Origin of the sequence: Streptomyces sp. NTH33, from assembly GCF_003236365.1 — a bacterium.
GTDB lineage: Bacteria > Actinomycetota > Actinomycetes > Streptomycetales > Streptomycetaceae > Streptomyces.
The window spans coordinates 1-12,351 of sequence record NZ_POTZ01000199.1 but is presented as its reverse complement, the minus strand read 5'-3'; the positions used below and the strand labels follow the sequence as shown (position 1 = coordinate 12,351).

At 73.3% G+C, this 12,351-nt stretch carries 10 protein-coding genes and 1 pseudogene; 4 read left to right on the top strand and 7 right to left on the bottom strand.

The features are described from left to right. The 3 genes from C1I97_RS19615 to C1I97_RS19605 all read right to left on the bottom strand — a co-directional run. The coding region (locus tag C1I97_RS19615) for a xanthine dehydrogenase family protein molybdopterin-binding subunit (protein WP_111004520.1) at positions 1-1,940 on the bottom strand (1,940 nt) is incomplete at its 3' end. After that, the gene (locus C1I97_RS19610; RefSeq protein ID WP_111004519.1) at positions 1,937-2,479 is read right to left on the bottom strand and encodes a (2Fe-2S)-binding protein; all 543 of its coding nucleotides are present in this window, start codon (positions 2,477-2,479) and stop codon (positions 1,937-1,939) included. The genes C1I97_RS19610 and C1I97_RS19615, both read right to left, overlap by 4 nt. Then, complete coding sequence (locus tag C1I97_RS19605; RefSeq protein ID WP_111004518.1) at positions 2,479-3,360, bottom strand: FAD binding domain-containing protein; 882 nt, start codon at positions 3,358-3,360, stop codon at positions 2,479-2,481. Before C1I97_RS19605 ends, C1I97_RS19610 begins: the two co-directional genes overlap by 1 nt. Positions 3,361-3,575: 215 nt before the next feature. Between C1I97_RS19605 and C1I97_RS19600 the strand changes: the two genes are divergently transcribed. Both C1I97_RS19600 and C1I97_RS19595 read left to right on the top strand, forming a co-directional pair. Next, positions 3,576-5,261, top strand: a complete 1,686-nt coding sequence (locus C1I97_RS19600) for a PucR family transcriptional regulator (protein WP_111004517.1) — start codon at positions 3,576-3,578, stop codon at positions 5,259-5,261. Positions 5,262-5,428: 167 nt separating this feature from the next. Further along, the gene (locus C1I97_RS19595; protein ID WP_181446797.1) at positions 5,429-6,202 is read left to right on the top strand and encodes a hypothetical protein; all 774 of its coding nucleotides are present in this window, start codon (positions 5,429-5,431) and stop codon (positions 6,200-6,202) included. 218 nt (positions 6,203-6,420) lie between these two features. Here the strand turns inward: C1I97_RS19595 and C1I97_RS19590 are convergent, their stop codons facing one another. Further along, entirely contained in the window at positions 6,421-7,239 is an 819-nt protein-coding gene (locus C1I97_RS19590) for a GntR family transcriptional regulator (protein WP_111004516.1), read from the bottom strand. A 163-nt stretch (positions 7,240-7,402) separates the two neighbouring features. On the opposite strand from C1I97_RS19590, the gene C1I97_RS19585 reads away from it, so the two are divergent. Further along, complete coding sequence (locus C1I97_RS19585; protein ID WP_111004515.1) at positions 7,403-8,236, top strand: (2Fe-2S)-binding protein; 834 nt, start codon at positions 7,403-7,405, stop codon at positions 8,234-8,236. Positions 8,237-8,515: 279 nt separating this feature from the next. Then, complete coding sequence (locus C1I97_RS19580) at positions 8,516-9,556, top strand: DUF2637 domain-containing protein (protein ID WP_111004514.1); 1,041 nt, start codon at positions 8,516-8,518, stop codon at positions 9,554-9,556. 58 nt (positions 9,557-9,614) lie between these two features. Here the strand turns inward: C1I97_RS19580 and C1I97_RS19575 are convergent, their stop codons facing one another. From C1I97_RS19575 to C1I97_RS19565, 3 genes and pseudogenes are all read right to left on the bottom strand, one after another. Further along, positions 9,615-9,977, bottom strand: coding sequence for an ATP-binding protein (locus tag C1I97_RS19575; protein WP_258382647.1), 363 nt, complete (start codon positions 9,975-9,977; stop codon positions 9,615-9,617). A 358-nt stretch (positions 9,978-10,335) separates the two neighbouring features. Then, positions 10,336-12,078, bottom strand: coding sequence for a pyruvate dehydrogenase (locus C1I97_RS19570; RefSeq protein ID WP_111004512.1), 1,743 nt, complete (start codon positions 12,076-12,078; stop codon positions 10,336-10,338). A gap of 27 nt (positions 12,079-12,105) precedes the next feature. Continuing rightward, positions 12,106-12,351 (bottom strand): annotated as a pseudogene (locus C1I97_RS19565) (protein phosphatase 2C domain-containing protein); the annotation flags it as partial.

Below are 12,351 nucleotides of genomic sequence, written 5' to 3'. Positions count from 1 at the left end.
CCGTCGCCCTGACCGGTGCGCGGGTCGAAGGGCTCGGTCGGCCGGTGCCGCCACTCCTCCTCGACCTCGACGACCTCGTCCTGGAGCACGTCCACCAGGTCGGCGAGCACCTCACCGCCGTCGGTGACGACCTTGCCGCCCTCCAGCAGGAGTCCGGCCGTCGCCCAGGCGGGGTGACGGGAGCCGAACCTGCGGCGCCCGATCTCCAGGACCCTCTCGCGCACCAGCTCGCAGGCGTGCTTCACCGCGCCCCCGGTGACGTACGTCTGCCGGGAGGCCGAGGTCGAACCGGCGCTGCCCACCCGGGTGTCCGCCGGATGGATGGTCACCTGGGCGACGCCCAGCTCGGTGCGGGCGATCTGCGCCTGGACGGTGACACCGCCCTGGCCGACCTCCGCCATCGCGGTGTGCACGGTGACCGCCGGTTCCCGGGCCACGACCTCCATACGGACCTTCGCGGTGGAGTAGTCGTCGAAGCCCTCGGAGAAACCGACGTTCTTGATGCCGACCGCGTAGCCCACCCCGCGTACGACGCCCTCGCCGTGCGTGGTGTTGGACAGACCGCCCGGCAGCTGCCGCAGGTCCGCGCCCTCGCTGGACTCCCACTGGCGCTCCGGCGGCATGGGCATCTCCTTGACGCGGCGCAGGAGTTCGGCGACCGGCGCCGGGGAGTCGACCCGCTGCCCGGTCGGCATGACCGAGCCCTGGGACAGGGCGTTCCGCTGCCGGAACTCCACCCGGTCCATGCCGACGGCGTCGGCGAGCCTGTCCATCTGCGCCTCGTAGGCGAAGCACGCCTGGACCGCGCCGAAGCCGCGCATGGCGCCGCAGGGCGGGTTGTTGGTGTAGAGGGCGAGGGCCTCGATGTCCACGTGGTCGACCTCGTACGGGCCGACGCCGAGCGAGGCGGCGTTGCCGACGACCGCGGGGGAGGCGGAGGCGTACGCGCCGCCGTCGAGCACGATCCGGGCCCTGACGTGGGTGAGCCTGCCGTCCCTGGTCGCGCCGTGTTCGTAGGACAGCCTGGCCGGGTGGCGGTGGACGTGTCCGAAGAAGGACTCGAAGCGGTTGTAGACGATCTTGACGGGCCTGCCGGTGCACAGGGCCAGCAGGCAGGCGTGGATCTGCATGGACAGGTCCTCGCGTCCACCGAACGCGCCGCCGACACCGGCCAGCGTCATCCGCACCTTCTCCGGCGGCAGGCCGAGCACCGGGGCCATCTGGCGCAGGTCGCTGTGCAGCCACTGGGTGGCGATGTAGAGGTGGACGCCGCCGTCCTCCTCCGGCACGGCGAGGCCGGACTCGGGGCCGAGGAAGGCCTGGTCCTGCATGCCGAAGCGGTACTCGCCCCTGACGACGAAGTCGGCCTTCCCCGCGGCCTGTTCGGCGTTGCCGCGGATGATGGGCTGGCGGTGGAGGACGTTGGGGTGGGGGACGTGGGCCGCATGGTGATCGGTGCGGTTCTCGTGGACGAGGACCGCGTCCGGGGCGGTCGCGGAGACCTCGTCGGTGACGATCGGCAGCTCCCTGTACTCCACCCTGATCCTGGCGGCGGCGCGGCGGGCGATCTCCGGGTGGTCGGCGGCGACGAGGGCGACGGGCTCGCCGTGGTGGCGGACCTTGCCGTGGGCGAGGACCGGGGTGTCCCGGATCTCCAGGCCGTAGTGCCTCACCCCGGTCGGCAGGTCGTCGTAGGTCATCACGGCGTGGACGCCCGGCGTGGCCAGGGCCTCGGAGACGTCGAGGGACACGATCTCGGCGTGCGCGACCGGGGAGCGCAGGATCTGGCCCCAGAGCATGTCCTCGTGCCACATGTCGGAGGAGTACGCGAACTCGCCGGTGACCTTCAGGGTGCCGTCCGGGCGGAGCGTGGACTCGCCGACGCCGCCCCCGGTCAACGAACCCTGCGTGATCTTCGTGGGGACGCCGGTGGCAGTCATGCCCGGCCCCCCTCGGACTGCCGGGCGGCGGCCAGGCGGACCGCGTCCATGATCTTCTCGTAGCCCGTGCAGCGGCACAGGTTGCCCGACAGGGCCTCGCGGATGTCCTCGTCGGTCGGGTCCGGGTTGCGCTCCAGCATCTCGTCGGCGGCGACCAGCAGGCCCGGGGTGCAGAAGCCGCACTGCACGGCACCGGCATCGATGAACGCCTGCTGGATCGGCGCGAGCCGGACACCCTCGCCGGTCCACGCACCCTCGCCGGTCCACGCGCCCGTTCCGCCCGCGCGCTGTGCGGCGTGGTCCGCCAGTCCCTCGACGGTCACCACCTCGCGGCCCTCGACCTGCCCGGCCGCGACCAGGCAGGAGCACACCGGCACGCCGTCCAGGCGCACCGTGCAGGAGCCGCACTCGCCCTGCTCGCAGGCGTTCTTGGAGCCGGGCAGGCCCAGGCGCTCGCGCAGGACGTAGAGCAGGGACTCGCCCTCCCAGACGTCGTCGGCCTGCTGCGGACGTCCGTTGACGGTGAGGTTGACGCGCATCAGACGGCTCCCTTCGAGGCGTCGCGGTACGACTCCCAGGTCCAGGCGAGCGTCCGGCGGGCCATGACGCCGACCGCGTGGCGGCGGTAGCCCGCGGTGCCCCGGACGTCGTCGATCGGGTCGCAGGCGGCCGAGCACAGCTCCGCGAACCGCTGGGCGACCGACGGGGCGACGGCCTTTCCGCTGTCCCAGAGGCCGTCCTCCTCCAGCGCCGCGTTCAGGAACTCCTCGGCGGCCCTGGCACGGATGGGTGTGGGGGCGGCCGAGCCGATGCCGGTGCGCACGGTGCGGGTCTCGGGGTGCAGGGCGAGGCCGAAGGCGCACACGGCGATGACCATGGCGTTGCGGGTGCCGACCTTGGAGAACTGCTGCGGGCCGTCGGCCTTCCTGACGTGGACGGCGCGGATCAGCTCGTCGGGCCGGAGGGCGTTGCGCTTGACGCCGGTGTAGAACGCGTCGATCGGGATGAGCCGCGTCCCCCGTACGGACTCGACCTCGACCTCGGCGCCCGCCGCCAGCAGAGCGGGGTGGGCGTCGCCGGCCGGGGAGGCGGTGCCGAGGTTGCCGCCGACGCCGCCGCGGTTGCGGATCTGCGGGGAGGCCACGGTGTGCGAGGCGAGGGCGAGGCCCGGCAGCTCGGCCCGCAGGTTCTCCATGATCCTCGTGTACGGAACGGAGGCACCGAGCCGCACGTCGTCCTGGCCGGTCTCCCACTCGTGGAGCTCCGGGATCCGGTCCAGGTCGAGCAGGTACTCGGGCCGGCGGTGGCCGAAGTTGATCTCGACCATCACGTCGGTGCCACCCGCGATCGGCACGGCGGTGGGGTGCTCGGCCTTGGCGGCGAGCGCCTCCTCCCAGCCGGCGGGGCGAAGGAAGTCCATGGCCGGCTCTCTCCTTCTGCGTCTCGCACTGGAGTCAGTACACAGCTGTTGCTCCCACGGAGTCAGTCACCGAAAACACGAAGGGTTTGGCTGGCCAGAGCAACCATCTTGTAGATTCATATGAAAGAAGGCCGTCAGCAACCTCTCGGGTTTCCTCCGCACCAGAGGGCACGGCCCCGGTCAGTTTTCGAGTACATGGAACGGCGGCGACGAGAATGCGGCTGCGCGCACTGCTGGACACCGATGCGCTGGGCCTGAAGCTGCTCGGCGGGGAGGAGGAGCTGGACCGCACCGTGCGGGGCGTCATGACCACCGACCTGCGCGACCCCAGCCGCTACCTCTCCGGCGGTGAGCTGGTGCTGTCCGGGCTCGCCTGGCGCCGGGACCCCTCCGACTCCGAGTCGTTCGTACGCGCCCTGGTGCAGGCCGGGGTGGCCGCGCTGGCGGCCGGCACGGCCGAGTTCGGCTGCGTGCCCGACGACCTGGTGGTGGCCTGCGCCCGGCACCGGCTGCCGCTGTTCGCGGTGGAGGAGTCGGTGGCGTTCGCGACGGTCACCGAGCACGTCGTACGGCAGGTCTCGGGCGAACGCGCCGGCGACCTCGCGGCCGTGGTGGAGCGGCACCGCAGGATGATGACCTCCGGTCCGGCGGGCGGCGGCCCGGACGTGGTGCTCGACCTGCTGGGCTCCGACCTGGACCTGCGGGCCTGGCTGCTCTCCCCCACCGGCCGGCTGATCGCCGGGCCCAAGGCGGCGGGCCCGGCGCTGTCCGCCCAGGCGTGCGCCCGGCTCGCCGGCGAGCACCTGGCGGCCGACCGCACCGGTCACCACGACCCCCACCGGGTGACGCTGGGCTCGACGACGTACTCCCTGTTCCCCATCCGCAGCACCGGCCGCTCCCCGCACACCTCCCGGGAGGTACGGAAGGACGCTCGGGAGCCGGCGCTGTCGGACTGGGTGCTGGCCGTGGAGGCCGACGCGGGCGACTGGCCGGAGCAGCGGCTGGACCTGCTCCAGGGCGTGACCCAGCTGATCGCGGTGGAGCGGGACCGCCGGGACGCGGCCCGTACGGTGCGCCGGCGGCTCGCCCAGGAGGTGCTGGAGCTGGTGCAGTCGGGCGCGCCGCCCGCCGAGATCGCCGCGCGGCTGCGGGTCGCGGCACCGGTGCTGCTGCCCGGCCTCGGGACGGCCCCGCACTGGCAGGTGGTGGTGGCCCGGGTCGAGTGGGACGGCGGGCGGGGCGGGAGCGGGCCGGCCGCCCAGTCACTGCTGGAGGAGATCCTCGTCGACCCCGGCAGCACGGGCCCCGAGCCCTCCGACCGGATAGCGGTCGCCCACACAGGTGACGAGGCGGTCGCGCTGGTCCCGCTCCCGGCCGTCTCCACGGAGCACGACGGCTCCGGGGCGGGGATCCACGCCGACGCGCTCCTGGAGGCCGTACGGGACCCGCTGTCGGCCGGTCTGGACGGCGACGGGCGGCTCACGCTCGGCGTCAGCGCGGCCGTGCACTCGGCGGAGGGGCTGCGCGGGGCGCTGGAGGAGGCACGGCACGCCCGGCGGGTGGCGGCGGCGCGCCCGGGGCGCGTCTGCGCGGCCGGCCACCAGGAGCTGGCCTCCCACGTCCTGCTGCTGCCCTTCGTCCCGGACGACGTGCGCCGCGCCTTCACCGCGCGGCTGCTGGATCCGTTGCGGGACTACGACCGCCGGCACCGCGCCGAGCTGATCCCCACCCTGGAGGCGTTCCTCGACTGCGACGGCTCCTGGACGCGCTGCGCCACCCGGCTCCACCTGCACGTCAACACACTGCGCTACCGGGTCGGGCGGATCGAGCAGTTGACGGGCCGTGACCTGTCCCGGCTGGAGGACAAGCTGGACTTCTTCCTCGCGCTGCGCATGAGCTGAGCGGACGGCGCACGGCGGCGGCACGCGCCGCCCGCCGGCACCGTACCTCCGACCTTGTGAATTTTTTCACCCAACCTCTTGGCCGGGCTGCGGATTTCGTGCTGAGATGCCGCCACCACTCAAGGCTCGACGGCGTGCTCGGGGAGGGCAACGTGGCGCATACCGCCATGTCTGGTAACGGAACGACCGCAGGTGACGATCCACTCCAGACCGCGGTATGGCGGCTGCGCTCACGCGCGTGCTGGGCCGACGCGGCGGAACTGCTCGAGCCGGCCACCGCGGCCGCGGCGCTGCAGAGGACGGAGCTGCTGGTCGAGCGGTGCCTGTACACCGAGGCGGGCTGGGAGGAGGCGGAGGACGCGCTGCGCACCGCCGAGGCGCTGGCCCACACCGACCAGGAGCGGGGGGCGGCCGCCTGTGAACGCGGGTACCTCGCCTACGCGGCCACGCTGCACGGCGTACGGGACCGGGCGGACGAGGCACGGGCCGCGCTCGGCCGGGCGGCGGCCCTGATTCCGCCCGGGGGGCGGGGGCGGGCCCTGCTGGACTTCCGGCGCGGGCTGATCGCCGAGAACCTCACCCGCTCCCCGCAGGCCGCGCGCGCCGCCTACCGCCGCGCCCACGCGGGCGCCACCGTGCACCCCGACCGGCTGCTGCTCTCCTTCACCTGGCGCCACCTGGCCGGACTGGCCCTGCGGGACGGCGAGTTGGCCGAGGCCCGGCACGGCTTCGCCGAGTCGCTGCGGATCCACGAGGAGCTGGGCTACCTCGTCGGCACCGCCCCGGCCCTGGTGTCCCTCGCCGACACGGAGAGCGAACCGGAGGCGTCCCGCCTGCGCGAGGAGGCCCGGCGGCTGTTCCGGCTGCTGGGCGGCGTACCGACGTGGCTGGCCCGGCAGCTGGCCCCGTCACCGCCGGCGACGGGAGCGGCGACGGCGTAGACGCCGTGGCGCGGGCCCTGTCCGGCCCCTCCCGCCGGGCCCTGTCCGGCCCTCCCGCCGGGCCCGCCGGGCCCGGCGGGCCCGCGACGCTCCTCCGGCCCGGCGGCCGGGGCCCCGGGCGCCCCCGAGCTCTTGGCGAGCGGAGGCATCCCCGTCGCCGCCGCGGGCCGATCGGCCGATCCGGCGCGGGTGGCCGGACAGGGCCCGGCCCGCGGGCCCTACGCCGCTCCCCCGAAGTGCTCGGCCACCAGGGAACGCACCACTTCCAGGTCCCGGGCGATCAGCGCGTCCAGGAGCGCCGTGTGCTGTGCCGCGTCGGCGACCAGGTCGGCGCGGCCGGGCCGGGCCGGGCCGTCGACGAGCGGCCACTGGGCGCGGCGGTGGAGGTCCTCGGCGATCTGGACGAGCTGGTCGTTCCCGGCCAGGGACAGCACCGCGCGGTGGAAGGTCCGGTCGGCCTCGGCGTACGTCGCCCGGCAGCCGGAGGACGCGGCCCGCACGGTGGCCTCGGCGAACGGCCGCAGGTCGGCCCAGCGCTCGACGGGCACGGTGCGGGCCAGCCGCAGCATCATCGGCACCTCGATCAGGGCCCGCACCTCGGCCAGCTCGGCGAGCTCGCGGGCGCCGTGTTCGACCACCCGGAAGCCGCGGTTGGGCACGACCTCGACGGCGCCTTCCAGGGCGAGCTGCTGCATCGCCTCGCGCACCGGGGTGGCGGACACCCCGAAGCGCTCGCCGAGCGCGGGCGCCGAGTAGACCTCGCCGGGCCGCAGCTCGCCCGCGACCAGCGCGGTGCGCAGGGCCTGCAGGACCTGCCCGCGCACGGAGGAGCGCCGCACGACGGGCCGGGGCCGCGGCAGGGGTCTCTCACTGTGCGTGTGCTCGCCGCGGGCACCGGCCGGTGAGGCGTCCGCGGACGAGACGTCCCGTTCCCGGCACGGGTCCGCGAGGGGCGGCTGCCGCGGTACGCGCGGCGCCGCGCCCGGCCGGTCCTCGGGGGTCCGGGTGCCGGTGGAGTCCTGCGCGCCCTGCTTCACGGTCCTCCTCCGGAGTTGGGGTGCTTGGGATGCTTGGGGCCATTACGGCGACTTGTCACTCGTCCGTCAAGCACCTTAAGCGCTACGGGCCATGGGTTCACACTCCGTTGAGGTGAAGTAAGGTAAGCCTTACCTTCAGTCGAGCGCGAAACGGTGGTCCGGCATGCCTGTGCTCCCTTCGGCCGTAGCGGACTCGTACGCCCGCCTCACCGAGGTCTTCCCCGGCCTCACCGTGACGGAGCTCGAGGACGGCGAACCGGTCCCGGACGGCGGCGAGTGGACCCCGGCCGCCGCGCTCACGGCGGACGGGCCGCGGTTGGACGCCTTCCTGGCCTGGGACGACGCCCAGGTGCTGCGGGACTACGGCACCCGGGCCCGCCCGGACGTCGTGGCGAGCTTCGCGCTGCACCGGTACGCGTGGCCCGCCTGCCTGCTGTTCACCGTGCCGTGGTTCCTGCACCGCAGGGTGCCCCGCCTACCCGTGGCCCACGTCGCCCACGACCGCCACGCCGGCCGCATGGCCGTACGCCCCACCGGCTTCGCCTGCCTGCCGGACGACCCGGCGGCCGCGCTGCCCGGCGCGCGCGTGGTGCGCGGCGAGGAGGCGCTGCGCGCCGAGGTGCGGGCGGCGGTCGCCGAGCACCTGGAACCGGTCCTGGCCGGCTTCGGCCCGCGCATGCGGCGGCGCGGCCGCGCCCTGTGGGGCATGGCGACCGACGAGGTCGTCGAGGGCCTGTGGTACGTCGCCCACCTGCTCGGCGAACAGCGGCGGGCGCAACGGGAGCTGGAACTGCTGCTGCCGGGCGCGACCCGGCCGTACGTCGGCTCGGCCGCCTTCCGCGAGCTGACCGGGCCGGACGGCGAGCCCCTGCCCACCCGCGACCGGGTCAGCTGCTGCATGTTCTACACCGTGCGCCCCGAGGACACCTGCGCCACCTGCCCGCGCACCTGCGACGCGGACCGGATCACGAAACTGGCGGCTGCCGCAGCGGGTTGAGCGCATCCCGTATGATCGTCCGCGGTTGCCGCACCCACAAGGTCACGAATACTTCACAACCTTCCCACCCGTCGCGGGAACTTTCCGCGGAACCGTCCGTGACGGGTAATCTTATTCGAACTCAACTCCCGCCCCTCAAGCGGCAGTTCGAGCAGAACGCCGCCCTGGGCATCCCCTTGCACCTCCTTGGCGGCCTCTTGCCCCGAAACCCCCTGAGGGCCGGTGGAATTGGGCCACTATGGCGGGCGTTACGCCCTATCCCCATGCAAGGGACCCCAGATGAGACTGACCGACATATCGCTGAACTGGCTGCTTCCGGGCGCCGTGCTGCTCCTGGGCGTGGTGGCGGCGGTGGCGGTGCTCGCGCGCGGCAAGAAGCGCACCTCCGGGGAGAACGCGAGCGCGGACGACTCGTGGGAGCGCAGCGAGGAGCGCCGCAGGCGCAAGGAGGCCATCTACGGGACGGCCTCCTACGCACTCCTGTTCTGCTGTGCGGCGGTCGCCGCCGCGCTCTCCTTCCACGGGCTGGTCGGCTTCGGCCGGCAGAACCTCGGCCTCTCCGGCGGCTGGGAGTACCTCGTTCCGTTCGGCCTGGACGGCGCGGCGATGTTCTGCTCCGTGCTCGCCGTGCGCGAGGCCAGCCACGGTGACGCGGCGCTCGGCTCGCGGATACTCGTGTGGACGTTCGCGGGCGCCGCGGCCTGGTTCAACTGGGTGCACGCGCCCAGGGGCATCGACCACGCGGGCGCGCCGCACTTCTTCGCCGGCATGTCGCTGTCCGCGGCCGTCCTGTTCGACCGCGCGCTGAAGCAGACCCGCCGGGCCGCCCTGCGGGAACAGGGCCTCGTGCCGCGCCCGCTGCCGCAGATCCGGGTGGTCCGCTGGCTGCGGGCGCCCCGGGAGACGTACAAGGCCTGGTCGCTGATGCTCCTGGAGGGCGTGCGCAGCCTGGACGAGGCGGTCGAGGAAGTACGCGAGGACAAGCAGCAGAAGGAAGAGCAGCGGCGGCTGCAGCGCGAGCAGCAGCGCATGGAGCGGGCACGGCTGAAGGCGATCAGCCGGGGCCACCGCGGCTTCGTCGGCCGTGGCGGCCGGCAGGTGGAGACGCAGGCCCTGGAGCGCGGCTCGGCCCCGGTCACCGCGGAGCCTGCCCTGGCGGCGGCGGAGCTGCCCGTGCGCGCGCGTCCCTCTCTGCAGCCCGTCCGCAAGGGCTCTGACAGCGCCGCCGTCGACCTCACCGCGGAGGACGACACAATGGCTCTGCCGCGTCTGGACTCCCTGGAGCGCAAACTCAAGGACCTGGAGCAGCAGTTCGGCTAGGACTGTGACCGGTGAGCGGATGTGGGGCGTGGTCGTACGGCCGCGCCCCACACGCGTTTCACCCGGTGTCCGCGCCCAGTTCGAACCACACCGACTTCCCGATCCCGTGCGCGCACACGCCCCAGGCGTCCGCGAGGGACCGCACCAGGACCAGGCCCCGGCCGCCCGTGTCGTCGTCGCCGGCCCGCACCCGGGGCCTGGGCCTGCGGGCGGCGAAGTCCCGTACCTCCACGCGCAGTCCGCGCGGTGACACGGTGGCCGTCAGGACGGCGTCGTCGTCGGTGTGCACCAGCGCGTTGGTGAGCAGCTCACTCGCGAGCAGCTCCGCGACCTGGGACATGCCGGGTCCGCCCCACTGGCGCAGCAGTTCGCGCAGTGCCCGCCGCGCCTCGGACACCGCCTTCAGGTCGGCCCGCTCCAGCCTGCGTCTGAGCTGGGGTGCCGAGTGCCGTTCCGTGAAGCCGTCCGCCTGTTCCTCCTGTTCCGCCTGTGCCTCCTGTTTCTCCTGTGCCTCCGTCTTCCGGACCGGGGAGGCCCTGCCCGGCGGGGGCCCGTCCCCTCGTGCCTGCCTCTTCCTGTCCCCCGTCTTCATGTCCCCCGTCCGCGTGCCGATGTCGGTCCCCCTCCAGCTCGAACACGTTCACGCAGATCCTTGCCCCCTGGGGCACGCGCCAGTCATGCCGAGTGCCCGACGACCAGGTGTTCGGACAGCGGCGGGCCAACTTGGCCGAAGTACGACGCTTTCGACGGCCGGCGCTCACGCCTCCCCTGCCGAGGGCTTACGGCCGGGGCACGTTGCGCAGGTTGGAGCGGGCCATCTGCACCATCCGGCCGACGCCGCCGTCCAGCACCATCTTCGAGGCCGACAACGCGAACCCGGTCACCATCTCGGCGCTGATCTTCGGCGGGATGGACAGGGCGTTGGGGTCGGTGACGACATCCACCAGGGCCGGGCCCCTGTGCCGGAGGGCGTCCTTCAGGGCCCCGGTGAGCTCCTTGGGCTTCTCGACCCGGACGCCGTGGGCACCGCAGGCCCGGGCGACGGCGGCGAAGTCGGGGTTCCTCACCCCCGTGCCGTACGCGGGCAGGCCCGCGACCATCATCTCCAGCTCCACCATGCTCAGCGAGGAGTTGTTGAACAGGACGACCTTCACCGGCAGGTCGTACTGCACCAGGGTCAGGAAGTCCCCCATCAGCATGGCGAAGCCGCCGTCCCCGGACATGGAGATCACCTGGCGGTGGCGATCGGTGAACTGCGCGCCGATCGCCATGGGCAGCGCGTTGGCCATCGAGCCGTGCGAGAAGGAGCCGATGATGCGGCGGCGGCCGTTGGGCGAGATGTAGCGGGCGCCCCAGACGTTGCACATCCCGGTGTCGATGGTGAACACGGCGTCGCCGGCGGCGACTTCGTCCAGGACGGCGGCCACGTACTCGGGGTGGATCGGGATGTGCTTGTCGACCTTCCTCGTGTACGCCTTGACGACCCCTTCCAGCGCGTCCGCGTGCTTCTTGAGCATCCGGTCGAGGAACCGGCGGTTCTCCTTCTCCCTCACCCGCGGGACGAGACAGCGCAGGGTCTCGCGCACATCGCCCCACACCGCCAGGTCCAGTTTGGAGCGGCGGCCGAGGTTCTCCGGCCGGACGTCGACCTGGACGATCTTCACGTCGGTGGGCAGGAACGCGTTGTACGGGAAGTCGGTGCCGAGCAGGATCAGCAGGTCGCACTCGTGGGTGGCCTCGTAAGCGGCGCCGTAGCCGAGCAGTCCGCTCATGCCGACGTCGTACGGGTTGTCGTACTGGATGAACTCCTTGCCGCGCAGCGCGTGCCCGACCGGTGCCTTGATCCTCCCGGCGAACTCCATCACCTCGGCGTGCGCGCCCGCGGTGCCGCTGCCGCAGAACAGGGTGACCTTCTCGGCCTCGTCGATCATCCGGACCAGCTTGTCGATCTCGGCGTCGCCGGGCCGGACGGTGGGCCGGGAGGTGACGATGGCGGTCTCGGCGGCCTTCTCGGGGGCGGGCTCGCCGGCGATGTCGCCGGGCAGCGCCACCACGCTGACGCCCCTGCGGCCGACCGCGTGCTGGATGGCGGTGTCCAGCAGCCGGGGCATCTGCCTCGGGCTGGAGATCAGCTCGCTGTAGTGGCTGCACTCCTGGAACAGCCGGTCGGGGTGCGTCTCCTGGAAATAACCGAGGCCGATCTCGCTGGAGGGGATGTGCGAGGCGAGGGCGAGGACCGGGGCCATGGAGCGGTGGGCGTCGTACAGGCCGTTGATGAGGTGCACGTTGCCGGGCCCGCAGGAACCGGCGCAGGCCGTCAGCCGGCCGGTGATCTGCGCCTCGGCGCCGGCCGCGAAGGCGGCGGTCTCCTCGTGGCGGACGTGGATCCAGTCGATGGCGTCGTTGCGGCGGACGGCGTCGACGACCGGGTTGAGACTGTCCCCGACGACGCCGTACAGGCGTTTGACCCCGGCGCGGACGAGGGTGTCGACGAACAGTTCGGCGACGTTCTGCTTGGCCATGCATCCATGAATTCACAGGCCGCGCGTTCACGCCTCCCAGACGGCCGCCGCCGTGCGGTCGTCCGCGTACCCCTTGACCCGGACCTGGGCGTCCGCGAGGAAGGCGGCCAGGCCCGGCGGGGTGGGGTCGGACCAGCGTCGTGCGAGGTGGGCGCAGAGTTCGGACTCGCCGCGCAGCGGGTCGGCCAGGCCGGCGGTGCACATCAGGAGCGTGTCACCCGGCCAGGCCAGTGAGGCGCGGAAGCGGAAGGGTTCGCGGGGTGGCTCCGGGGG

What these genes read in the sequence shown, in the direction of transcription:
- C1I97_RS19610 (WP_111004519.1), bottom strand. Translation starts at nt 2,479, where the DNA reads ATGCGCGTCAACCTCACCGTCAACGGACGTCCGCAGCAGGCCGACGAC.
- C1I97_RS19605 (WP_111004518.1), bottom strand. Translation starts at nt 3,360, where the DNA reads ATGGACTTCCTTCGCCCCGCCGGCTGGGAGGAGGCGCTCGCCGCCAAG.
- C1I97_RS19600 (WP_111004517.1), top strand. Translation starts at nt 3,576, where the DNA reads ATGCGGCTGCGCGCACTGCTGGACACCGATGCGCTGGGCCTGAAGCTG.
- C1I97_RS19595 (WP_181446797.1), top strand. Translation starts at nt 5,429, where the DNA reads ATGTCTGGTAACGGAACGACCGCAGGTGACGATCCACTCCAGACCGCG.
- C1I97_RS19585 (WP_111004515.1), top strand. Translation starts at nt 7,403, where the DNA reads ATGCCTGTGCTCCCTTCGGCCGTAGCGGACTCGTACGCCCGCCTCACC.
- C1I97_RS19580 (WP_111004514.1), top strand. Translation starts at nt 8,516, where the DNA reads ATGAGACTGACCGACATATCGCTGAACTGGCTGCTTCCGGGCGCCGTG.
- C1I97_RS19570 (WP_111004512.1), bottom strand. Translation starts at nt 12,078, where the DNA reads ATGGCCAAGCAGAACGTCGCCGAACTGTTCGTCGACACCCTCGTCCGC.